At 70.8% G+C, this 22303-nt stretch carries 19 protein-coding genes; 13 read left to right on the forward strand and 6 right to left on the reverse strand.

Annotation, left to right across the window (positions count from 1 at the left end; all coding sequences use genetic code 11):
• The first annotated feature begins 606 nt into the window (after positions 1-606).
• The 11 genes from ACFQ7F_RS05870 to ACFQ7F_RS05920 all read left to right on the forward strand — a co-directional run bounded on the left by ACFQ7F_RS05870 (position 607) and on the right by ACFQ7F_RS05920 (position 14213).
• Entirely contained in the window at positions 607-2199 is a 1593-nt protein-coding gene (locus ACFQ7F_RS05870; RefSeq protein ID WP_383266674.1) for an ABC transporter substrate-binding protein, read from the forward strand.
• Positions 2196-3284, forward strand: coding sequence for an ABC transporter permease (locus tag ACFQ7F_RS05875; protein WP_383266677.1), 1089 nt, complete (start codon positions 2196-2198; stop codon positions 3282-3284). The genes ACFQ7F_RS05870 and ACFQ7F_RS05875 overlap by 4 nt, the downstream gene beginning before the upstream one ends.
• Positions 3281-4267 (forward strand): ABC transporter permease, encoded by a 987-nt coding sequence (locus ACFQ7F_RS05880; protein ID WP_383266679.1) that lies wholly within the window; start codon positions 3281-3283, stop codon positions 4265-4267. Before ACFQ7F_RS05875 ends, ACFQ7F_RS05880 begins: the two co-directional genes overlap by 4 nt.
• Entirely contained in the window at positions 4251-5351 is a 1101-nt protein-coding gene (locus tag ACFQ7F_RS05885) for an ABC transporter ATP-binding protein (protein WP_383266682.1), read from the forward strand. Before ACFQ7F_RS05880 ends, ACFQ7F_RS05885 begins: the two co-directional genes overlap by 17 nt.
• Positions 5348-6460, forward strand: coding sequence for an ABC transporter ATP-binding protein (locus tag ACFQ7F_RS05890; RefSeq protein WP_383266685.1), 1113 nt, complete (start codon positions 5348-5350; stop codon positions 6458-6460). The genes ACFQ7F_RS05885 and ACFQ7F_RS05890 overlap by 4 nt, the downstream gene beginning before the upstream one ends.
• Positions 6461-6584: 124 nt before the next feature.
• The gene (locus tag ACFQ7F_RS05895; protein WP_383266688.1) at positions 6585-7733 is read left to right on the forward strand and encodes an LLM class flavin-dependent oxidoreductase; all 1149 of its coding nucleotides are present in this window, start codon (positions 6585-6587) and stop codon (positions 7731-7733) included.
• Positions 7730-10405 (forward strand): molybdopterin-dependent oxidoreductase, encoded by a 2676-nt coding sequence (locus ACFQ7F_RS05900; protein WP_383266690.1) that lies wholly within the window; start codon positions 7730-7732, stop codon positions 10403-10405. Before ACFQ7F_RS05895 ends, ACFQ7F_RS05900 begins: the two co-directional genes overlap by 4 nt.
• On the forward strand, positions 10402-11646 hold the full coding sequence (locus tag ACFQ7F_RS05905) for an acyl-CoA dehydrogenase family protein (RefSeq protein WP_383266692.1): 1245 nt from the start codon (positions 10402-10404) through the stop codon (positions 11644-11646). Before ACFQ7F_RS05900 ends, ACFQ7F_RS05905 begins: the two co-directional genes overlap by 4 nt.
• A 2-nt stretch (positions 11647-11648) precedes the next feature.
• Positions 11649-12791 (forward strand): LLM class flavin-dependent oxidoreductase, encoded by a 1143-nt coding sequence (locus ACFQ7F_RS05910; protein ID WP_383266696.1) that lies wholly within the window; start codon positions 11649-11651, stop codon positions 12789-12791.
• Positions 12788-13555: an alpha/beta hydrolase gene (locus tag ACFQ7F_RS05915; RefSeq protein ID WP_383266698.1), complete on the forward strand. Its 768-nt coding sequence runs from the start codon at positions 12788-12790 to the stop codon at positions 13553-13555. The genes ACFQ7F_RS05910 and ACFQ7F_RS05915 overlap by 4 nt, the downstream gene beginning before the upstream one ends.
• A 121-nt stretch (positions 13556-13676) precedes the next feature.
• Positions 13677-14213: a flavin reductase family protein gene (locus ACFQ7F_RS05920; protein ID WP_383266701.1), complete on the forward strand. Its 537-nt coding sequence runs from the start codon at positions 13677-13679 to the stop codon at positions 14211-14213.
• Between the two features lie 122 nt (positions 14214-14335).
• Here ACFQ7F_RS05920 and ACFQ7F_RS05925 read toward each other — a convergent pair whose 3' ends face one another.
• The 3 genes from ACFQ7F_RS05925 to dctA all read right to left on the reverse strand — a co-directional run bounded on the left by ACFQ7F_RS05925 (position 14336) and on the right by dctA (position 18007).
• Positions 14336-15418: a tartrate dehydrogenase gene (locus ACFQ7F_RS05925; protein WP_383266704.1), complete on the reverse strand. Its 1083-nt coding sequence runs from the start codon at positions 15416-15418 to the stop codon at positions 14336-14338.
• A gap of 211 nt (positions 15419-15629) precedes the next feature.
• Positions 15630-16532, reverse strand: a complete 903-nt coding sequence (locus ACFQ7F_RS05930; RefSeq protein ID WP_383266707.1) for a LysR family transcriptional regulator — start codon at positions 16530-16532, stop codon at positions 15630-15632.
• A gap of 44 nt (positions 16533-16576) precedes the next feature.
• Positions 16577-18007 (reverse strand): C4-dicarboxylate transporter DctA, encoded by a 1431-nt coding sequence (gene dctA, locus ACFQ7F_RS05935; RefSeq protein WP_383266710.1) that lies wholly within the window; start codon positions 18005-18007, stop codon positions 16577-16579.
• A gap of 652 nt (positions 18008-18659) precedes the next feature.
• Between dctA and ACFQ7F_RS05940 the strand changes: the two genes are divergently transcribed.
• Complete coding sequence (locus ACFQ7F_RS05940; RefSeq protein WP_383266712.1) at positions 18660-19487, forward strand: phosphotransferase family protein; 828 nt, start codon at positions 18660-18662, stop codon at positions 19485-19487.
• 48 nt (positions 19488-19535) lie between these two features.
• Here the strand turns inward: ACFQ7F_RS05940 and ACFQ7F_RS05945 are convergent, their stop codons facing one another.
• The 3 genes from ACFQ7F_RS05945 to ACFQ7F_RS05955 form a co-directional block, all read right to left on the reverse strand.
• Positions 19536-20087, reverse strand: a complete 552-nt coding sequence (locus ACFQ7F_RS05945; RefSeq protein ID WP_383266715.1) for a S1 RNA-binding domain-containing protein — start codon at positions 20085-20087, stop codon at positions 19536-19538.
• Between the two features lie 18 nt (positions 20088-20105).
• Complete coding sequence (locus tag ACFQ7F_RS05950; RefSeq protein WP_383266718.1) at positions 20106-20723, reverse strand: hypothetical protein; 618 nt, start codon at positions 20721-20723, stop codon at positions 20106-20108.
• A 120-nt stretch (positions 20724-20843) separates the two neighbouring features.
• On the reverse strand, positions 20844-21335 hold the full coding sequence (locus ACFQ7F_RS05955) for an RrF2 family transcriptional regulator (protein ID WP_383266721.1): 492 nt from the start codon (positions 21333-21335) through the stop codon (positions 20844-20846).
• A gap of 106 nt (positions 21336-21441) precedes the next feature.
• Between ACFQ7F_RS05955 and ACFQ7F_RS05960 the strand changes: the two genes are divergently transcribed.
• Positions 21442-22182, forward strand: coding sequence for an SDR family oxidoreductase (locus ACFQ7F_RS05960; RefSeq protein WP_383266724.1), 741 nt, complete (start codon positions 21442-21444; stop codon positions 22180-22182).
• Positions 22183-22303: the final 121 nt, after the last annotated feature.

Here is a 22303-nt window from a genome sequence, read left to right on the forward strand (position 1 = left end):
CACCCCTCCGCGGCTCGTGGATTGAGGGAATATGCAGGTCGTCGGGGTCTCGGACAATGAGACACCTGAAGGTGTCCATTGACATGACGGTGCTGCGACCGTGAAGATTCGGGGCATGCCTTCGATGCACCCCGGCGTGCTCTGCCGTTACGTGGACTTTCAGCGCACCTCCAGCGCACTCTGTCGCTGACCCGGTCGACCGGCCGCCCCTCGCACAGCTCCGGTCCCGGCGTTCCCGCCCTCCGGCAGGTGGCTGTGTCGCATCACGGCCTTCCTGAGGTGCAGGTGCAGGGACTCTCGACTTCTCGCTGAGTCGGCACGTATACGGCACATGCGGCACGCCTCACGCCGCTGGTACGCCGCCGACACGAGCCCGCGTCGAACGCTCTCGCTCCTTCGCTGCGACCACCTCGCCCGCCGACGGCCCATGCCTGATCCGGCGCGACGGCCTGTTCCCCGATACGGCCGGCGCCGCTGACTCGCTGCGCAAGACCCCTCTCTCCTGCCCTCCCCACCTCCATCGCCCGTGCCCCGCACACCGGGCGTCCCCGCGGTTTCGCCCGATCGCCCGAGCGGCATCGGCGCGGCCGAGAAAGGTGCGCACCCATGCCGAAGTTCGGCACACCCTCCCTCTCCGGAGCATCGGCCGACACCGACGATCCGTCCCCCGCCCGGCTGCCCGCCCCTGGACGCAGAGCCTTCCTGGGAATGTCGCTCGGGGCCGGTGCGGCCCTCGCCCTCAGCGCCTGCGGGGGCGAGTCCACGGCGGGCGGCGCCGGTGGGGGAGGGGTTCTCAAGTGGGGCTGGGATCTGCCGACTTCATGGGATCCGGTCACCTCGTCGGCCGGATGGGACGTGCACTCGCTCTCCCTCGTGTACGCGGGGCTCACCAAGCTCGACGAGAAGGGCGAAGCCGTCCCGGCCCTCGCCCGCTCCTGGACGTACAACGACGAGGGCACGGTCGTCTCCTTCGCCCTGCGCAAGGGGCTGAAGTTCAGCGACGGGAGCCCGGTCGACGCCACCGCGGTGAAGAAGAGCATCGAGCGGGGCCGTGACTACAAGAAGTCGCTGATCGCCGCCCAGCTCATCGGGGTCAAGACGGTGACCGCCGTCGACAAGCACACCGTCGAACTGCGCCTGACCGAACCGGATTTCCAGATCCCCGCCCTTCTCGCGGGCAAGACCGGCATGGTCGTCAACCCGAAGGCCTTCGAGAAGGACGCGGCGAGCCTCGCCACCAAGCCCGCGGGCGCGGGGCCCTACACACTCGCCTCCTACGTGGAGAACTCCAAGGCCGTACTGCGCGCCAACCCCACCTACTGGGATGCCGGGCACATCAAGACGGAGAACTTCGATCTCTATCCGCTCCCCGAGGCCTCGACGGTCGTCGCCTCGCTCAAGTCGGGGCAGTACAACGTCGCGCAGATACCCGGCAGCCAGGTCAAGGCGGCCAAGGCCGCGGGCCTCAAGGTCCAGGTCATCCCGTCCATGGTGGTGGCCGTACTCGACGTGCACATCGGCAGGGAGCCCTTCACCGACCCCGATGTGGCGCTCGCGCTGAAGTACGCCATCGACCGCGACGAGCTCCTGAAGACCGCGTCGTTCGGCTACGGCCAGGCCACCCGCCAGCCCTTCCCGCACGGATACGCGGGCCACGACGAAGCACTCGACAAGCTCTTCCCCTACGACCCCAAGAAGGCCAGGGAACTCCTTGCCAAGGCGGGCCACGCCGACGGGCTCAAGATCACGCTCTCCGCGCAGAACGGCGAGGGCGTACCGGAGTTGATCCAGGCGCAGCTGAAGAAGGTCGGCATCACCGCCAAGATCGAGACGATCCCCGCCGATCAGTCGACACAGATCGTGTACATCCAGCGGGGCAAGGCCCTGTACGTCGACCAGTTCGCAGGGCGGGACTCCGCCGTCCAGGGATTCCAGGTCCTCTTCGGCAAGGAAGGCCTGATGAACCCGGGCCGGACCGTCTCACCCGAACTGGAGAAGGCCCTCGACGCGGTGCGCCGCACCCCGCTCGACGATCCGAAGTACCCCGATGTGCTGCAGAAGGCCACCGGGATCGCCGTACGGACCATGCCCAACGTGTTCTTGTACACCGTGCCGCGCATCCTCGCCCGCAGCCCCAAGGTGTCCGAGATCCCCGCCTACACGGTCGTCCAGCGTTTCGAGGGGGTCACCGTCAAATGAGCGCCCCCGCAGTCCCCGACGCGAAGACACCTCCCGCCGCCCCCGGCCGCTTCGAGGGCCGCCGCAGGTGGGCGCCGCTCTCCCGGCGACTGGCCGCGGCGCCCCGCCCGCTGGGGCGGGTGCTCGCCACCACGGCCACGGTGTTCGTCCTTGCCTCGCTCCTGACGTTCGCGCTCGGCGCCCTGTCCGACGCCAACCCGGCGGCCGCTGTCCTCGGCGACACGGCCACCCCGGCGGACATCGCCCGCATGGAGGCGGAGTTCGGCCTCGACCGCCCGTTGTACGTGCAGTACTTCACCTGGCTGGGCAGCGCGTTCACCGGCGACCTGGGCGTCTCGTGGTTCACCAGCGTCCCCGTGGCGGACAGCATCGGCCAGGCCCTCCCCGTGGACCTGTCCATCGCCGGGCTCGCACTGCTGCTCGCCGTGGTGATCGGGGGCGGCGCGGGCATCGCCGCCGCGCTCAACAACGGCGGCCGCATCGACCGCGCCGTCACGCTCGTCTGCTCGGCCCTGGCCACGCTGCCGCCGTTCCTGATCGGCATCGTGCTCATCGTCGTCTTCGCGGTGCAGTTCGGCGCGCTGCCCACGGGCGGCTACGAACCGCTCGGCTCCGGCCTGGGACCCTGGCTGCGGTACGCGATCCTGCCCGCCTTCGCACTGAGCCTGGACGCCGCCGCCTCCATCGCCCGGCAACTGCGCACCTCCCTCGTCGGCGCGCTGCGGGAGAACTACGTGACCGGCGCCGAGATACGCGGATTCTCCGCCCGGCGCGTCCTGTTCGGGCACGTGCTGCGCAACGCGGCGGGGCCCGCGCTGACCGTCCTGGGCGTGAGTGTGCCCGTCATCCTCGGCGGCGCGGTCGTCACCGAGAAGATCTTCAACCTGCCCGGGATCGCCCAACTGTCCCTGCAGGCGGCGGAGCGCCACGACATCCCCGTCATCCAGGGCACCCTCCTGGTCACCGTGGCCGTGGTGCTCGTCGCGAACGTCGCGGTCAACGCGGCGCTCGCCGCCCTGAATCCGGCCGCCCGCAGGAGTGCCACCGGCCGTCGCGGCGCCAGTACCGCAGGGGGTACGGCATGAGGGTTCTTCGCCGTACGTGGCGCCGTCGTTCGGCCCGCGTCGCACTCGCCGTCCTCGCCCTGGTCGCACTGCTCGCCGTGGCAGGAGGCACGCTCGCCCCGCACGACCCGCTGGGCCAGAACCCCGGGGACATGCTGCAAGGACCCAGCGGCGGCCACCTCCTGGGCACCGACTACCTCGGCCGTGACGTGCTCAGCAGGCTTCTGGACGGCACCGGCCTCTCTCTGGTCGGGGCGCTGGAGGCCGTCGCCACCGCGATGCTCCTCGGGATCGTCCCCGGGGTCGCGTCCGTATGGCTCGGCCGGACCTTCGAATGGACCGCGCAGCGAGCAGCCGACACATTGATGATCATGCCGTTCACGGTCTTCGCGATCGCCGTGGTCGGCGCCCTCGGCAACGGCATGCACCAGGCGATGGTCGCGCTCGGCGTGCTGTTCGCGCCCCTGTACTTCCGGGTCACCCGAGCCGCGGCGCTCGGTCTCAAGCAGGCGCAGTACGTGGAGGCGGCCGAACTGATGGGCTCATCGCGGTGGTGGATCCTGCGCACCCATGTCTGGGGCAAGATCCTGCCGACGGTCGCGGTGACCACGGCCCAGATGGTCGGCCAGGCGCTGCTCGTCGTCTCCTCGCTGACCTTCCTCGGGCTCGGCGTCCAGCCGCCCGCACCCACCTGGGGCGGAATGCTCGCCTCCGACCTGGGCTACCTCGCCCAGCAACCGTGGGCGCCACTCATCCCCGGCGCCGCGATCATGATCACTGTCGGGTCGCTCAACCTCCTCGCCGACGCGATCCGCGACAGCGGCGCACCGGCCGCCGCGGACCTCGGGGCGCCCGCACCCGCCGCACCGGCCACCGTCTCGAAGCCGTCCGGGTCCGCGTCCGCTCCCGTTCCCGCCGAACCGCCCAACGCGATCCATGTGTACGGGAATTCGCACACCACTCAGGATCGGAAGGAGGCCGATCGCCATGTCACGGCCGGTTGAAGCCACCGACGAGACCGTCCGTGCGGACGGCACTCCCGTCCTCACCGTCGAAGGGCTCGACGTCACCATCGGCGGTACCGCACGCGCCGTACGCGATGTGTCGTTGAGCCTCGCGCGCGGCGAATCCGTGGGCCTGGTGGGGGAGTCCGGCAGCGGCAAGAGTCTGACCTGCCGCGCTGTCCTCGGCGTCCTGCCTGCGGGATGCGAGGTGGGCCAAGGGCGTATCACCCTCACCGCCAGGGACGGTGACAGCGACGCGCCGACGGAACTGACCGCCTTGTCCCGCAAGGGCTGGAACGGCGTACGGGGCCGGCGCGTCGGAGCGGTCTTCCAGGACCCCGCCTCCTATCTCAACCCCTCACTCACCGTGGGTCGCCAACTCGCCGAGCAACTGCGCGTGGGCCGGGGCCTGTCCCGCTCCGCCGCGCACGCACGTGCCGTGGAGCTCTTCACGGCCGTGGGGCTGCACCACCCCGATGAGCTCTACCACCAGTACCCGCACGAGCTCTCGGGCGGCATGCTGCAACGAGTCCTCATCGCGATCGCCGTCTCCTGCGAGCCGGAACTCCTCATCGCCGACGAGGCGACGACGGCACTCGACGTCGTCATCCAGGCCGAGATCCTCGAACTCCTCAAGACTCTCCGCCAAGAGCAGGGACTCGCGCTCCTTCTTGTCACGCACGACCTCGCGGTGGTCGCGGAGAGCTGCGACCGCATCGTCGTGATGTACGCGGGCGAGATCGTCGAGGACGGCCCGACCACGCAGGTCCTGGCCGCGCCCGCGCACCCGTACACACAAGCACTCCTTCGCGTGGCCTCCATCGGCGACTGGGGGCGGCGCGAGCTCGACATCATTCCGGGCCGCCCACCGGAGACCGGAGCGGAACTGCCCGGATGCCGCTTCGCCGAGCGTTGCGCGTACGCCGAACCGGAGTGCACGGCCGGGCCCGTCGCGCTGCGCACGTTCGACGACGGGCGGCGAGCGCGCTGCCTGCGTGCGACCGGCCCAACCGGCGTGCTGGACAGGGTGGGTGGCCTGTCGGCGGCAGACCGGACCGTAGCAGCGCAAGGAGCCGCCCTGTGAGCACCGCACTGGCATTCCGGGAAGACGAACAGCCCGCTGCGGGCACCCCTGGGGCGCCGCTCCTGGAAATCCGAGGGCTCGCGGTCTCCTACGGCCGCCGCGCCGTACGAGGACCCGCGCGGCGCACGCGCGTGCTCAGTGACGTCCAACTCGCCGTACGCCCCGGGGAGATCGTCGGCATCATCGGCGAGACCGGCTCCGGCAAGACCACCCTGGCCCGCGCCACCGTCGGCCTGGTCCGCCCCGACGCGGGCAGCATCGCGTTCGACGGCCGCGAGCTCACCTCGCTGCGCAGGGGCGAACTGCGGGACTTCCGCCGCTCGGGCAGCGTCCAGTACATGTTCCAGGACCCGTTGCGCTCCCAGGACCCGGAGCTGACCGTCCGCCGGATCGTCGCCGAACCGCTCGCGGCCGTCGGCGCCCTGGACCGGCAGGAGCGCGCGGCGCGCGCCGACGAGGCACTGACGCTCGTCGGCCTCGACCCGGAAGTCTTCGGCTCGCGCACCCCCGGCCAGATCTCCGGCGGCCAGCGCCAGCGGGTCTCACTGGCCCGCGCCATCGTCACCCGCCCCCGGCTGCTGCTGACCGACGAGCCGGTCAGCGCCCTGGACGCCTCCAACCGCAACCTCGTCCTGAGCCTGCTCGACCGGCTGCGCCGCGAACTGGGCCTGGCCATCGTGGTCATCTCCCACGACCTCAGTTCCCTGGCGGGCATCGCCGACCGGGTGGCGGTCCTCTACCGGGGCAGACTCGTCGAACAGGGCCCCATCAGCGAGGTCCTGGAACACCCCAGGCACCCGTACACGGCCCTGCTCACCGCATCGGCGCCCAGTGTGCGCCGCGAACACCGGCTGCTCCCCGCCCAGTTGCGCGCCCCCGCCGACCGCGAGCCATGGCCCGACGACGAGGGCTGCGTCTTCGCACCACGGTGCCGGTTCGCCGGACCCGACTGCCGCGAGGAGCCTGTTCCGGCGACGGTCGGGGGGCGTGTCGCCGAGGCGACTGAGGGCAGTGCATCGGCCGTCTCGGCTCACGGAATCGCGTCGGCCGACACGTCACTCACCGTCGCCTGCCACCACGCCGGCACCTGGCGTGACCACCTCGACTGAGTGCCCCGCTCCCTTCCCAGCGCCCCCTTCCCAGCGCCCCCTTCCCAGCGCCCCCTTCCCAGCGCCCCCTTCCCAGCGCCCCCTTCCCAGCGCCCCCTTCTCTTCCTCACCCCGGAGGCCCCTCATGGCCATCGAGTTCATCGGCATAGCCGCCACCCAGGAGACAAGCGAGAGCGGCTCGGGTACCCCCGCCGCCGGCCGTGACGGCATCTCCGCACAGACCGAATCGGGCCACGCCCGCGGCCCTGTGGTCCAGCCGGGTTACCTGCGCGACCTCGCCCGCGCCCACGAGTCGTCGGGCTTCGACCGTGTCCTGGTCGCCCACTCCTCATCGAGCCCCGACGGTTTCACCGTCGCCGACCAGATCCTCACCCACACCGACCGGCTCGGCGTCCTGCTCGCACACCGGCCAGGCTTCGTCGCGCCCACGCTGGCCGCCCGTAAGTTCGCCACCCTCGACGCCTTCCACCCCGGACGGGTCGCGCTGCACGTCATCACCGGCGGCGACGACGCGGACCAGGCCCGCGACGGTGACTTCACCGACAAGCCCACCCGCTACCGCCGCACCGACGACTTCCTGGACGTCGTCCGCAAAGAGTGGACGGCGACCCGGCCCTTCGACCACGACGGCGACTTCTACCAGGTCAGGGGCGGTCTTTCCGCGGTGCGGCCCCAGGTGCCCATCCCCGTGTACTTCGGCGGCGCCTCCGCGGACGCGATCCGGGTGGGAGGCAGGCACGCCGACGTCTACGCCTTCTGGGGCGAGCCGCTCGACGGCATCGCCGAACGGATCCGCGAGGTGCGCACCGCCGCCCGCCCCCACAGCCGCGACCCGCGCTTCAGCGTCAGCCTGCGCCCCATTCTCGCCGCGACCGAGGCCGAGGCATGGGAGCGGGCCCGCGAGATCCTGCGCCTGACCAAGGAGCGCGCGGGCGAGGCGCGCAAGGCGTTCAACCTCGACCACAGTGAACAGCGCGGCTCCCAAAGGTTGTTGGAGTACGCGGCGCAGGGCGAGGTGCACGACAAGCGGCTGTGGACCGCGATCGCCAAGACCACTGGAGCGGCAGGCAACTCCACCGCTCTCGTGGGCAGTTATGAACAGGTCGCCGAATCGCTGCTCGACTACGTCGCGCTGGGTGTCAGCACGCTGCTCATCCGCGGATTCTCGCCGCTCGCCGACGCACGCGATTACGGCACGCTCGTCCGACTGGTCCGCGACCAGGCCGAACGCGTCGCACCGGCCGCGCTCGAGGACCCCGTGGTGTCCGCATGACCTCGGCCCCTTCCCGGCACCTGCCGACCACCTCGCACTGGGGCGCGTACGGCGTGCGGCCCGCCGCGGACGGCTCGCTCGACCTGCGGCCCCACCCCCAGGATCCTTCGCCGTCCCCGCTGCTCGGCAATGTGGAGGGGGCACTGCGTCACCCCACCCGCGTACGGCGGCCCGCCGTACGGCGCGGCTGGCTCGAACACGGGCCCGGCACCGGGCGGGGCCGCGGACGTGAGCCGTTCGTCGAGGTCGCGTGGGACGAAGCACTCGACCTCGTGGCGGCAGAACTCGCCCGCGTCCGCGACGAACACGGCCCGCAAGCGGTGTTCGGCGGATCGTACGGCTGGGCATCGGCCGGACGCTTCCACCACGCACAGAGCCAACTGCACCGATTCCTCGCCCAGTTCGGCGGCTACACCGCATCCCGCAACTCCTACAGCCTGGGCACCTCACTCGTCCTGCTGCCGCACCTCGTCGGCCGGGCGGGCACCCAGGCCGTCCTGCGGGCCGCATCCAGCTGGCCCACGCTCGCCGCACACACCGAGCTGATCGTGGCGTTCGGCGGCATCCCCGCCAAGAACGTGCACGTCACCCCCGGCGGGGTCACCCGCCACCGCACCCCGGGCCACCTCGCCGACCTCGCCCGCTCCGGAACCCGCGTCGCCCTGGTCAGTCCGCTGCGGGCCGACCTGCCCGAAGGCCTGGATGCCACGTGGTACCCGGTGGCCCCCGCCACCGACACCGCGCTCATGCTGGGCCTCGCCCACACTCTCCTCGCCGAGAACCTGCACGACGGTGCCTTCCTCGACCGTTGCACCGTCGGGTTCGACACCTTCGCCCGCTACCTCGACGGCAGCGCGGACGGCACGGTCAAGAGCGCCGACTGGGCGGCCGGCATCTGCGGCCTGGACGCCGACGCCATCCGCAGCTTGGCCCGCCGCATGGCCGACTCGCGCACGCTGATCACCGTCACCTGGTCGCTGCAGCGCGTCCAGCACGGCGAACAGCCCGTCTGGGCGGGCCTGGCCCTCGCCGCGATGCTCGGCCAGATCGGCCTGCCCGGCGCGGGCTTCGGACACGGCTACGGCTCCATGGGCGACGTCGGCGACCACGGCCCTCAGATCCGTCTCCCGCATCTGCCCCAAGGGCCCAACCCGGTCGACGAGTTCATTCCCTGCGCCCGCATCGCCGACCTGCTGCTGCACCCCGGCGCAAGCTACGACTACGACGGCGAGCGCCGCACCTTCCCCGACATCCGCCTGGTCCACTGGGCCGGCGGCAACCCCTTCCACCACCACCAGGACCTCGGACGGCTACGCCGGGCCTTCGCCCGCCCCGACACGGTCGTCGTCCACGAACCGCACTGGACCGCCACCGCCCGGCACGCCGACATCGTCCTGCCCACGACCACCACCCTGGAGCGCGAGGACTTCGGGGGAGGCCGGCGCGACACCCACCTGATCGCCATGCACCAGGCGATCGACCCCGTGGGGGAGGCCCGCGACGACCACGCGATCCTCGCGGACCTCGCCGCCCGCCTCGGCTTCGCCGAACGCTTCACCGAAGGTCGCACCCCGCGCAAGTGGCTGGAGCACCTCTACGGCCAGTGGCGCGAGGACCAGCGCGCCCAGGGCGCCGATGCCCCCGACTTCGCCACCTTCTGGACCGCAGGTGAGCTGCAACTCCCCGAAGGGCCAAGCGACTTCACCCTCTTCGAGGACTTCCGCCGCGACCCGGACACGTACCGCCTCGACACGCCGAGCGGCCGTATCGAGATCGCCTCCGCCACCATCGAGAGCTTCGGCCTCACGGACTGCCCCGGCCACCCCGCCTGGCTCGAACCCGACGAATGGACCGGAGCCCCCGCCGCCGCACGGCACCCCTTGCTGCTCATCGCCAACCAGCCCGCCACACGGCTGCACAGCCAGAACGACGTCGGCGCGCACAGCCTCGCCTCGAAGGTCGCGGACCGGGAGCCGGTCGAACTGCACCCCGACGACGCGGCCACCCGCGACATCCGTGACGGCGACGTCGTACGCCTCTTCAATGACCGCGGCGCCGTGCTCGCCGGAGCCCGCATCAGTACGGGACTGCGCCCCGGCGTGCTGCGCCTGCCCACCGGCGCGTGGTTCGACCCGGCGCCCGACGACGGCGACGCGCCCCTGTGCCTGCACGGCAACCCCAACACCCTCACCGCCGACATCCCAAGCTCCCGGCTCACCCAGGGCTGCACCGGACAGCACGCCCTGGTCCAGGCGGAGAAGTACGAGGACTGCGCCCCGCCCGTGACGGTCCGCCGGCCGCCCCCGCTCCAGGACGGCGCGGGGATCCCACGCCACACAGCCCCCGACCTGTGCTCCCGGCCAACAGAGGGAGACGCAATACCGCCTCCGCTCCAGGGCGGCACCGTCGTACCGGGCTCTGTCGACCCCGATTCTCGCGCTGGGCCGACAGGTGACAGCGCCGTGCCGACCCCGCTCCCACTCCCGGACGGCACCGCCGCACCAGCCGATGTCGATCCCCACGCCTCGGCTCGGCCGGCAGACCGAGGAGCAACGCCGCTCCCGCTCCGGGACGTCCCCGACACCCAGCCTCAGCCACACCTCAACGCCCGCCCCCGACAACCCGACCGCGGCACCACCCCGCATCACCCCCAACGGCCGGAGAACCCGTGACCCGCACCAGCAAGGCCCCCGCCCAGCCCCGGGCCGCCGCCGACAGCCCGGCCCCCGCCCTGCCACCCCTCGACCTCGACCGCCTGCCCGAACTCACCCGCGCCCTCGCCGCCCGCGCCGCAGAGCACGACCGTGACGCCTCCTTTCCCGACGAGGGATTCGCTCTCGTTCACGGAGCCGGGCTGCTCACCGCGACCGTCGCGCCACGGCACGGCGGCCCGGGAGCCGGGCTCGCGGACGCCGTCCGCATCCTGCGCGCTCTCGGCACCGGTGACCCGGCCGTCGCCCTGGTCACCGCGATGACGCTCTTCGTCCACGCGGCGGAGGCCCGTACCTCTGCCTGGCCGGCCGCGGCGTACGCGGACCTTCTCGCCGACAGCGCCACACGCCCCGCCCTCGTCAACGCCCTGCGCGTCGAACCCGAGCTCGGCAGCCCCGTACGCGGCGGGCTGCCCGCCACGACCGCCCGGCGCGACGGCGACCAGTGGGTGCTCACGGGGCGCAAGATCTACTCGACGGGCGCGGTCGGACTGAGCCGGATGCTCGTCTTCGCCCGCACCGACGAGGACCCCGTACGCGTCGGCTCGTTCATCGTCCGCGCTCCGAGCCCCGGCCTGAGCATCGAGCCCACCTGGGACCACGTCGGACTGCGCGCGAGCCGCAGCGACGACGTCCTGTTCGACGCGGTGCGCGTCGAGGCGCACGACGTCATCGGCCTGGCCGAACCCGGCGCGATCCCGGGCGCCCGCCCGGACCTCACCACCGGCGCCTGGAACGCGCTCGGTCTCACCGCGCTCTACCTCGGTGTCGCCGAGGCCGCCCGGGACTGGCTCATCGGCTTCCTCCACGAACGCGTGCCCACCGCACTGGGTGCGCCCCTGGCCACGCTGTCCCGCTTCCAGACGGCCGTCGGCGAGATCGACACCGCGCTCTCCGGGGCCACCACGCTGGTCGACACCCTCGCGGCCCGCGTCGACGCGGGCGACGAGAACGCCGTCGAGCAGGCGGCCATGGCGAAGGTGCTCGGCACCCGCGCCGCCATCAACGCCGTCGAACAGGCCATCGCGCTGACCGGAAACCACGGGCTGACCCGCGCCAACCCGCTCCAACGCCACTACCGCGACGTGCTCTGCAGCCGCGTCCACACCCCGCAGGACGACTCCGTCCTCACCGCCGCAGGACGCGCCGCACTCGACCGCCACACCGCGCTCGACCGCCACACCGCACCGAAAGGCAAGTGACCATGACCAGCCCGTCGTCCGTCGAGTTCATCGGCATGATCGGTACCCAGCACGCCTCCGAAACGCGGCCCGCCGAGGGCCCGTTGATCGACGCCGCCTACACCACCCGCTTCGCCCGCGCCCATGAGGACGCCGGATTCGACCGCGTACTCATCGGCTACAGCTCATCGCGGCCCGACGGACTCCAGGTCGCCGCCCACGTCGCGGCCCGCACCGACCGGCTCGGCCTGCTCATCGCCCACCGGCCCGGCTTCATCGCCCCGACCCTGGCCGCCCGCAGCTTCGCCACCCTCGACCACTTCACCCAGGGCCGCGTCGCCGTCCACACCATCACCGGCGGCAACGACGCCGAACAGCGCCGCGACGGCGACTACTTGGACAAGGATGAGCGCTACGACCGCACCGACGAGTACCTGGGCATCCTGCGCCGCTCCTGGTCCGCCACCGATTCCTTCAGCCACGAGGGCCGCCACTACCGCTTCGAGGACTACGCCCCCGGGGTGCTGCCCTACCGCCCCGAAGGCATTCCGCTGTACTTCGGCGGCTCCTCCGAAGCGGCCTACCGCGTGGGCGGCAAACACGCCGACACCTTCGCACTGTGGGGAGAGCCGCTGGCCGAGACCGCCGCGCAGATCGCCTCCGTGCGCGGCGCCGCGCAGGCCGCGGGCCGTGCCGAACCGCCCGGCATCAGCGTCTCCTTCCGCCCGATCCTCGCGCCGACCGAGGAACTCGCCTGGGACCGCGCCCATCGCATCCTCGACACCATCAAGTCCGGCGCCGGACGTCCCTTCTTCGACCAGGCCCGCCATCACACGGGCAGCACCTCACCCCAGAACGCCGGGTCCCAGCGGCTCCTCGCGGCCGCCGCCAAGCAGGATCTCCACGACCGCGCCCTGTGGACCCCCACCGCCACGGCGACCGGCGCGGGCGGCAACACCACCGCCCTCGTCGGCACTCCGGAGACGGTCGCCCAGGCTCTCCTCGACTACATCGACATCGGCGTGACGACGATCCTCATCCGCGGCTTCGACCCGCTCGACGACGCGATCGACTACGGCCGCCATCTGCTGCCCCTCGTCCGCCAGGAACTCGCCCACCGCGCGGCCACGGCCACGCCCCTCACCCCCGCAGGAAGCACCCGATGACCGACCTCGCCACCACTGCCGCCGCGCGCACCACCTCCGCCCACACCTGGCAGCCGCCCAACGGAATCGCACCGCGCGGCACGCTCGTCGTCCTGCCCGGACGAGGCGAACACGGCCTCGTCTACGAGCGGTTGGGCCGTCGCCTGGCCGTCGACGGGTACGTCGTACATGCCCTGGACACCACCGTCGGCGACGCCCTGGAGGATGTACTGGCAGCCGCGGTGACAGCCGTGGGGCCCGACGCGACCACGCCCGTCGTCCTTGTGGGCAGCGACACGGGCGCACTGCAGGCGCTTCACCTCGCAGCCGGGGCCGATCCGCGACTGCCACTGGCGGGAATCATCGCGGCCGGCACCGCCACCACGTCGCCCACGCCTTCCGGCCCCGCCGACTGGGACACCGAACTCGGCGCGCGCACCGCCTGCCCGACGCACCGTCAAAAGCTGACCGATGACGCGGACTTCGAGCGCGGGCAGCTCTCCGCACCCGTGCCGGAACACCTCCTGCCCGACGCCCGCCCCGACCTGCCCGCTCTGATCCTGCACGGTGCGGCCGACCCACTGACACCGCTCGACCGGGCCCGCGCCCTCGCCGAACGCCTGCCGCGGGCCGCCTTCGGTGTCCTGCACGAGGGCCTGCACGACGTCCTCAACGACGCCTCGCACCGCACGACCGCCGCCCACATCATCCTGTGGCTCGAGCGGCTGCGCACGGATGCGGATCTGCGCCCGATCCTGACGCTGGATCGGGAGCCCAAGGCCTGACGCGGCCCGCGCCGGGCCCGTACGACCCACCTACCGCGAGCCACCGCCCCGCTGCCGAGCTACTGCCCCGCTGCCGAGGCAGCGGGGCCCGGGGCACCCCATCAGTTGAGAGGGAACCGCCATGACCACCTCCACCGACCACCCGGCGGAGACGTCCGCGACGCCCGCTGCCGACGAGATGCTCCGCCGCACGCTGCGGCGCCACGCCGCGGGAGTCACGGTGATCACCGTCCCCGGCCCCGCGGGCTTCACCGCCACCTCCTTCACCTCCGTATCCCTTCGCCCGCCGCTGGTCTCCTTCTACTTGGGGCTCAACGCGTCCACCGCGCAGGCGGTGAGCGACGCCGACCGGTTCGCCGTTCATGTGCTCGGCACGCACAACGCCGCGCTGGCGGGGCAGTTCGCGCGCAGTGGCGTCGACCGCTTCCAGGGCGTGGCATGGACCGCGTACGACGAAGGCCTTCCCGTACTCGACGAGGTTCCTGCCTGGCTGACGGCCAGGGTGACGCTGCGCCAGCGGGTCGGTGACCACCTCCTCGTCGTCGGCGAGGTCGAATCGGGATCCGTTCGCCGGGATGCCGCCGCGTTGGTGCACCACGACGGGGTGTTCGCCGTGGCACAGCGACTGACCGACGACGTGCCGGGCCCACAGCGCTGATGGCTGGTGGACCCGGCACGGTACGGCCGCTCGTCGGAGGGCGGCCGCCTGGTCCGGTCCGTCGGCGCGACATGGGAACGGACCGGACGTCCGGGGTACGCCGTGGCGGCGCGGGGAGGAGCTCAGGCGCCGAGTGCGTCGATCAGGGCCTTGGTGACATCCTCGGTGGATGCGGTGCCCGCGATGTCACGGGTGAGTACGCCGGCCGCGGTGGTGGCTTCTATCGCCTTGTGCAGGCGGGCTGCCTGGTCCGTCAGACCGAAGTGCTCCAGCATCAGCGCGGCGCTGCCGACCGCGCCGATCGGGTTGGCAAGCCCCTGTCCTGCGATGTCGGGGGCGGAGCCGTGCACGGGCTCGAACATGCTGGGGAAGCGGCGCTCCGGGTTGAGATTGGCGCTGGCCGCAAGGCCCAGACTGCCGGCCAGGGCGCTGCCGAGGTCGGAGAGGATGTCGGCGTTGAGGTTGGAGGCGACGACCACGGAGAGATCTTCGGGGCGAAGCACGAACTTCGCGGCCATGGCGTCGACGAGGACGCTCTCGGTCTCCACGTCGGGGTAGTCGACGGCGACCCGCTTGAAGACGTCGTCCCACAGCACCATGCCGTACTGCTGGGCGTTGCTCTTGGTGACGGACGAGACCTTGCGGTGCGTGCGAGTGCGGGCCAGGTCGAAGGCGTAGCGCATGATGCGCTCGCAACCCACCTCGGTGAACAGGGCCGACTGGAGAGCGACTTCACCGCCGGGTCCGCGGCCGGAGAGATTGCGGCCGCCCAGGCCCGCGTACTCACCCTCGCTGTTCTCACGGACGACGACCCAGTCCAGGTCGGTGTCGTCCGCCTTGCGCAGCGGGCTGGTGATGCCGGGCAGGAAGTGCACGGGGCGGACGTTGGCCCACTGGTCGAAACTCTGGCAGATCTTCAGGCGCAGCCCCCACAGGCTGATGTGGTCGGGGACGGTGGGCCAGCCGACGGCACCGAAGTAGATCGCGTCGAACTCCTTGAGCTGTTCGAGACCGTCGTCGTCCATCATCTTTCCGGTGCGCTCGTAGTAGCCGCAGCCCCAGGGGAATTCTTGCCACTCGAAGGCGAAGGCGCCCTGCGAGTCGGCCGCCAGGGCGTCCAGGACGGCGCGGCCCGCGGCGACGACCTCGGAGCCGACACCGTCGGCGGGGATGGCGGCGATGCGGAAGGTGCGGGGTGCGGTCACGGGAGCCTCCGGTCATGCGGGTCCCCGGCTCGGACGGAGCAGGGGACCGGCGAGTGGATCGACGTCTTCGATCGATGTCCCCGAGTGAACCCAGTGGGGCCGTGCTCCGTCCAAGACAAGCATCCGATACAACCCATAGGCCCCGCCGATCAGTTCGCCGGTGGCCGGTGGCCGGTGGCCGGTGGCCGGTGGCTGGTCGCGTGCGCGGAGGCTAGGGCTTCGGGGCCTGCTTGCGCCGGGCGTAGGCGCGGGTCAGCTCCAGGAAGGCGCGGGCGCCCGGGGTGAGATGGGCGGGCAGGCTGATCATCGCGACGTGCAGGTGCGCGGTCGGCTCGATGGCGGCGACGGACGCGCCGCAGCGGCGGGCGAGCCGCGTCCAGGAGGCGGGCAGGACCGCGATGCCCACCCCGGTCAGGACCAGGGGCAGGACGGAGGTGCGGTGGTCGACGACCGCGACGATGTCGGTACCGTCCGTCTGCGCGGTGATGTCGTCGACGATGGAGCGCATCAGGCTGCCGCCCCGGGCGGCGATCAGCTTCCGCCCGCCGAGGTCCTCGGGGCGCAGGGTGGCCCCGTCCGGTACATCCCCGTCGGGACCGGCCACCACGACGAACGGCTGCTCCTCCAGGGGCAGTACGTCGACGCCCGACAGCGCCACCGGCTTGGCGGCGCCGAGCAGGCCGAGCTCGCAGGCGCCGCTGCGGACGAGACCGACGACATCCTCGGGGGTGAAGGCGGCACGGCTGCTGATCGTGACGGAGGGGTGCAGTTCGGTGAAGCGGTGGGTCAGCGTGGTCAGCGGCTCGATGCCGGGCGAGGGCATGGCGGCGATCTCGACGGTGCCGCCGTGCAGGCCGGACAGGGACTCCGCCTTGTCGCGTACGGCGGTCAGGTCGCGCAGGACGCGGCGGCTTGGTTCGAGAAGTTCGGCGCCGGCTTCGCTGAGGACCACTCCGCGGCCCATGCGGTGGAACAGCGAGACACCTAGGTCCGCCTCCAGGTTGGCCATCGCCTGCGACAACGACGGCTGCGCCACGTGGAGCGCGGCGGCCGCCTTGCTGAAACCGCCGTGCTCCACGATGGCGAGGAAGTATTCGAGTTGCCGCGCGTCCACTGTGCCTCCCACCCGCCGCCACGACCTGTGGCAATAGGCGGACCCTATCGGTGGACGGGCACCGCCCCGTCACCTTCGGCCGGTCGTGGGGCCGGCTCCGCCCCGCCGGTGTCCTGTCGTGGTACGGAGGCGGTCTCACCGAGCGGCAAGGTGTCCTCCCTGATCTGTCCGGCGAGGACCAGCCGGGCCCGCTCCAGATCGAGTCCCCCTTCCCAGCGGGCGATGACGAGCGTGGCGACCGCGTTGCCGTAGAAGTTGACCAGGGCTCGGCACTCCGACATGAACTTGTCGATGCCGAAGATCAGCATGATCCCGGCCGCGGGCACATGGCCGACGGTCGACAACGTCGCGGTCAGGGCGATGAAGCCGCCTCCCGCGACCCCGGCCGCACCCTTCGACGTCAGCAACATCACGGCAAGCAGGCCGAGTTGTGCCCCGAGGGACAATGCGGTGTCGGTGGCCTGGGCGATGTAGAGCGTGGCCAGCGAGAGATAGATAGCGGCCCCGTCGAGATTGAAGCTGTAGCCGGTGGGGACGACCAGACCCACGGTGGACCGCTCGGCGCCCATGAACTGGAGCTTGCGCATCAGACCCGGCAGGGCGGGCTCCGCCGTGGAGGTGCCGAGGACCAGGAAGAACTCCTCCTTGAAGTAGCGGAAGAGCTGGAAGATGTTCAGTCGCACATACGCCGCGAGCACCCCACCGAGCACCACCACGACGAACAGGATCGAGGTGACGTAGAAGAGCAGGATCAGCGAGCCGAGGCTGGTCAGCGTGGAGAGACCGAACTTCCCGATGGCGTACGACATCGCGCCGAACGCGCCGAGCGGTGCCGCCTTCATCACGAACGCAAGGACCTTGAACACCACCTGTGTCAGCCGGTTGACCCCGGCGATGACCGGCTCGCCCACCGCGCCCACCGACTTCAGCGCGATCCCGAAGATCACCGCGAGGAAGATGACCTGGAGGATGTCACCCTCGACGAACGGGCCGAAGAAGCTGTCCGGCACGATGCCCGTCAGGAACTCCCACCAGTGCTGGTGCTCACCTGCCTTGATGTACTGTCCGGCGTCCCCGGAGACCTCAAGGGCGGAAGGGTCGGCGTGTACGCCCTCACCGAGCCGGAAGACGTTGATCGCGACCAGGCCGGTCACCATGGCGATGATCGTGCCGACCTGGAAGTAGGTCAGGGCTTTCAACCCTGTCCGGCCCACCTTCTTCAGGTCGGAGACCCCGGAGATGCCGCCGATGACCGTCAGGAACACGATCGGCCCGATCAGCATCTTCATCGCGGTGATGAACGTGGTGCCGATCGGCTCCATCGACGTGGCGAGATCCGGCCACCGCCAGCCGAGCACGATCCCGATGACGATCGCCGCGAGCACCTGTACGTACAACTGCCGGTACCACGGCTTGCTCTTCACCACGGCGCTTCCTGCGGCGCCGCTCGCGGCACGGTTCGGGGCATGCGTCATTGCAACCTCCATCCAGGCACGGGCAGGGGCCCGCCGGCGCGCTCCACACAGAGGCGGCACCCCTTGCGGCAGGAGTGCCGTCGCATGCCGAGAGCCGACTGCCGGGCCCCGTGCGACACCGGGTCCCGACCGGTCGCCGCACCAACTACCGGGTCAGTGAAGCCGGTCACAGAGGAGAAGGTCCACGACCAAAAACCGATCCCCCGTATAGGTCGCGCCTATGCGTGCTCGGTCACGGCCTTGCCACGAGAGGGCGGCCGTTGCTCACTCCTGCCCGTCATCGAGGACGGGGGCTCCGGTGTAGGTAGTGGCCTGTGATGCCGCAGCGAGCGTGTCCTGCAGCCGGGAGCGCAAACCGGGAAGGGTTTTCGGTCCCGGCTGCTTCGCCCACCGCTCCATGGCGGAGTGGAACGCGGCGACGACGAGGTCCTGGGCCAGGCGCGGGCGCAGGTCCTCCGGATCGGGCAGGTCGAGCCTGGCGCAGAGTGTCCAGCGCCATCTCTCCCGGCGGGCGTCTGATCTTCTACGTCTTCACCGCGCCCGCCCCGACATGAACCCCAATGAACCCCAACCCGGACAACAGCATCGAGTCCATCGCGAAGCCTCATCTCGGCCGGACCCGCCCGCCCTGCACCTGGCAGGATCGCCTCCCATGAGTTCTGAGCGATGGGGCACCCACTCGATCGAGATGGGTCCCGACAGCGTGACCAAGCGCTTCCGGGACGCGGATCGCGAGCGGTGCGAGCGCGAGTGGCGTGCCCTGAGGCTGCTCGACACATACGCCCCCGGGCTCGCACCACGGCCCCGGTCCGCCGATCCCGCAGCCGCAGTGCCCACCGTGGTGATGTCCCGGCTGATCGGCAGACCTCTGCGCGGGCACGCCATCGACGCGCGGCAGACCAAGGCTCTGGCGGAAGCCGTCACCGCGCTGCACGGCGCAGTGCCGCCGTCAGCGCTTGACGAAGTCCCCCTCAGACCTGGACATCAAGGCGAACTCATCGCCCACATCAACGCCTGGTCCGCGCGCACCAATACTCGCGCCGACAGCTCTGTGTCCCGGGCCACGGCCGCGGGGCTGGTGTGGCTCGCCGAGTCGGGCCTCGACCCTTTGCGTGAGCCATCGGTGCCCACAGTCTTCGGCCCTGGAGACGGCAACCTCGCCAACTACCTTTGGGACGGCTCGAAAGTTCGGGTCGTCGATTTCGAGGACTCCGGCCGCAGCGATCGCGCCTTCGAGCTGGCGGAGATCACCGAACATGTGTCGAGCTGGGTGGACCACCCTCTTGATGTCCCGGCGTTCCTGGGGCACTTCGACCTGACTCCCGCCGAAGCTTCCCGGCTCACGGAGTGCCGACGGCTCCTCGCCCTCGTCTGGTTGTTCCTGCTCTCTTTCGATGATCCGGACCACCCCAGGAACCCGCCAGGCACCGCGGATCGGCAAGCCGACCGCCTGCTGGAACTGCTGGAACCGCCGGACTGAAACGGGACCCCCTGCCACCCAGCGCATCCCGCACTCCAGGCCCCCACCTCAGGCCTGTCGTCGAGACAGGGACACCCTTCGTCGCTCCCGGTCGATTTCGATGGCGACGACGGAGATCTCGTCGCCGACCTTGACGACGTCCTCGGGGCTTTCCACGGGCGTCCACGCGAGTTCTCGAAGATGGACAAGGCCTTCGACGCCGTCGGCGACCCGCACGAAGACGCCGAACGGGACCAGCTTGGTGACCGGTCCGTGCAGACGCCGGCCGACCGCGGTGCGGTCGGCGAATTCCTGGAACGGGTCCGGCTGCATCGCCCGCAAGGACAGCCTGGCCTCAAGGTTCCACGTGTCGAACCCGAGAAACTCACAGGAGACGTGCTGTCCCACGGCCGTCACGTCCGAGGCCGCTTCGATCCGCCGCCAGGACAGCTCGGGAATCGTGATGAACCCGACGCCCGGGAAGACGGGGTGGCCGGGGCCGTCGTCCAATGCGACGAAGACCCCGAACCGCTCCATCGCCGCGACCCTGCCGCTGAGGATCTCCCCGGGGCGTAGCGATTCCAGGAACACCCGGAGGCCGGGGTTCTCGGACGGGCCCATGCTGGTCGGCGGGCAGACTCAGCCGGACACGGAAATGGCCTGCGGGTCGACTTCGCAGTGATCGACGGAAGCGGCCAGGCCCTCGCCACTGAGTTCCACGCGGGCGGTCGTCTTGCCCTTCCCGGGCACCTTGACCTTCTCGCTCTCCTCGATGATGGTGAGGCCGTCCTCGTCCAGGAAAGTGACCGAGACCCAGAAGCGGCCCTTCTTCTCATTGCCGTTCGTGACCTTGACCGTCGCGTACGGGGCCGTCTTGCTCGCGCAAGTCACCAACGTGGCCTTCGCGTCCTCCATTTGCTCACCGCCGGGGGAGCTGGAGGAGGTGGAACGGTGGGTCGGCCGCCGGTTGTAGGAGCTGCCGCCGCTGGTACTGCTGCTGGTGTCGCCGCTGCTGCCGTACGAATCTTCATCGTCGTCGTAGCCCGAACCGGATGTCGTCGATCCGGATGACCCGGAGCTGCTCGACGATGAACTGTCGTGATCCTGCTTCGAACTGCTGCAGCCGCCTCCGCCGCCACTTCCGCTGCTGTGGCGACTGCCACCGCCGTGACCCCGCCCCGTCGTGAAGCCGGTCAGGGCGAGCGCCGATAGCACCAGTGCCGCTGTGATCTTGAGTGTGCGCCCCCGATTTGTCATTCGATCACCCTACCCACTGTCGCCGACGGAAAGTCGATTTACCGGAGGCAACTCGGGGCAACTCAAGGTAACTCGGGGGCAGCTGGAGTCCACATCCGCCGGATCAACACACCGCGTCCCTCAACCGGCGGAGCCGTTCACCGCGTTGAGCCACGTACCGATGGTCGGCAGAGCATCGGGCCCGCTGTCCTGCTCCACCGTGCCGACCAGATCGGCGATGGAGACGGCCTGCAGCGACGCCCGCCAGGCGGCATCGGCCGCGGCCATCGCGCGGGCGATGGGGCACTGCTTGGTGCAGTCCTCAGGGGGCGTCCCGAACGGCCCCCGCTGGCGGATCTCGGTGCACACGAACGCCGAGCTCGCCCCGTCGACGGCCTGCACCACGTCCAGGACCGCGATGTCGGCGGCCGCCCTGGTCAGTACGTATCCGCCCGTCTTGCCCTGGACGGACTTCACCAGGTCGGCCCGGGACAGGGCCTGCATCTGTTTGGCCAGGTAACTGGGTGACACGTCGTGCAGCTGCGCAAGGCGGGCAGCCGGGACCGGCTCGGTTGCAGCGGTCAGCACCACACAGCAGTGCAGTGCCCACTCCACGCCGCCGGATATTTTCATGCACCCTCCCAGTTGACTCGGACACAGGTTATCCGAGTATTGTCTCGGACAACGGATATCCGAGTTTGCGACGAGAGTGGCACTCGGTTCACAGAAGGGCACGATCATGAACATCACGGTCATCGGCGGTACGGGATTGATCGGTTCCCAACTCGTCTCACGGCTTCGCGAGGCAGGCCACGAGGTAGTCGCCTCATCCCTGTCCACCGGAGTCGACCTGCTCACCGGCGCGGGCCTCGACCAGGCGCTCAAGGGCGCGGACACGGTCGTCAACGTGTCGAACTCGCCCACGTTCGACGAAGCATCGCCGGACTTCTTCCGCACCACCATGGGGCAGCTGCTCGCCGCGGGGGAGCGCGCGGGCGTCCGCCATCAGGTCATCCTCTCCATCGTCGGAGTCGACCAGGTGCCGCAGCTCGACTACTACCGAGCGAAGACCCTCCAGGAGGATCTGCTGCGGCAGGGGCCCACCCCGTACTCGATCGTGCGCGCCACCCAGTTCTTCGAGTTCATGGACGCGGTCATGTCCTGGGAAGCCGACGAGCAGAGCGTCCGCCTTCCCGCCACGCGCATCCAGCCCATCGCGACGGCCGAGGTGGTCCAGGCCCTCGCCGACGTCGCCACCGCCGCGCCGCTCAACGGCACGCTCGACGTCGCCGGACCCGACGTCTTCCGGCTCGACGAGCTCGGCCGCCTCACGCTGGCGGCCCGTAAGGACCCCCGCACCGTCGTCACCGACGAGAAGTCGGGCATGTTCGGCGCCGTCGAAGGCGATGTTCTTCTCGCAGGACCTGACGCACGCCTGGCCTCCACCCACTATGAGGACTGGCTCGGTACCACTCGCTAGACGAGGTGCCCCGGCGATCTCCGGCCCCGGTCACGGGGTGGTTCGGGGGTGGGTTCGGGCAGCTGTCGAGACCCTGTGTCGGCGGACGCTGCCGGTGCGGGGCCTCGGTCGCACGCCTGAA

It is taken from the genome of Streptomyces sp. NPDC056486, from assembly GCF_042795295.1.
Taxonomy (GTDB): domain Bacteria; phylum Actinomycetota; class Actinomycetes; order Streptomycetales; family Streptomycetaceae; genus Streptomyces.

Bases quoted from the DNA above. Each gene is read 5' to 3' on its own strand.
- ACFQ7F_RS05870 (WP_383266674.1), top strand. From the start codon at position 607: ATGCCGAAGTTCGGCACACCCTCCCTCTCCGGAGCATCGGCCGACACC.
- ACFQ7F_RS05875 (WP_383266677.1), top strand. From the start codon at position 2,196: ATGAGCGCCCCCGCAGTCCCCGACGCGAAGACACCTCCCGCCGCCCCC.
- ACFQ7F_RS05880 (WP_383266679.1), top strand. From the start codon at position 3,281: ATGAGGGTTCTTCGCCGTACGTGGCGCCGTCGTTCGGCCCGCGTCGCA.
- ACFQ7F_RS05885 (WP_383266682.1), top strand. From the start codon at position 4,251: ATGTCACGGCCGGTTGAAGCCACCGACGAGACCGTCCGTGCGGACGGC.
- ACFQ7F_RS05895 (WP_383266688.1), top strand. From the start codon at position 6,585: ATGGCCATCGAGTTCATCGGCATAGCCGCCACCCAGGAGACAAGCGAG.
- ACFQ7F_RS05900 (WP_383266690.1), top strand. From the start codon at position 7,730: ATGACCTCGGCCCCTTCCCGGCACCTGCCGACCACCTCGCACTGGGGC.
- ACFQ7F_RS05910 (WP_383266696.1), top strand. From the start codon at position 11,649: ATGACCAGCCCGTCGTCCGTCGAGTTCATCGGCATGATCGGTACCCAG.
- ACFQ7F_RS05915 (WP_383266698.1), top strand. From the start codon at position 12,788: ATGACCGACCTCGCCACCACTGCCGCCGCGCGCACCACCTCCGCCCAC.
- ACFQ7F_RS05920 (WP_383266701.1), top strand. From the start codon at position 13,677: ATGACCACCTCCACCGACCACCCGGCGGAGACGTCCGCGACGCCCGCT.
- dctA (WP_383266710.1), bottom strand. From the start codon at position 18,007: ATGACGCATGCCCCGAACCGTGCCGCGAGCGGCGCCGCAGGAAGCGCC.
- ACFQ7F_RS05940 (WP_383266712.1), top strand. From the start codon at position 18,660: ATGAGTTCTGAGCGATGGGGCACCCACTCGATCGAGATGGGTCCCGAC.
- ACFQ7F_RS05945 (WP_383266715.1), bottom strand. From the start codon at position 20,087: ATGGGCCCGTCCGAGAACCCCGGCCTCCGGGTGTTCCTGGAATCGCTA.
- ACFQ7F_RS05950 (WP_383266718.1), bottom strand. From the start codon at position 20,723: ATGACAAATCGGGGGCGCACACTCAAGATCACAGCGGCACTGGTGCTA.
- ACFQ7F_RS05955 (WP_383266721.1), bottom strand. From the start codon at position 21,335: ATGAAAATATCCGGCGGCGTGGAGTGGGCACTGCACTGCTGTGTGGTG.
- ACFQ7F_RS05960 (WP_383266724.1), top strand. From the start codon at position 21,442: ATGAACATCACGGTCATCGGCGGTACGGGATTGATCGGTTCCCAACTC.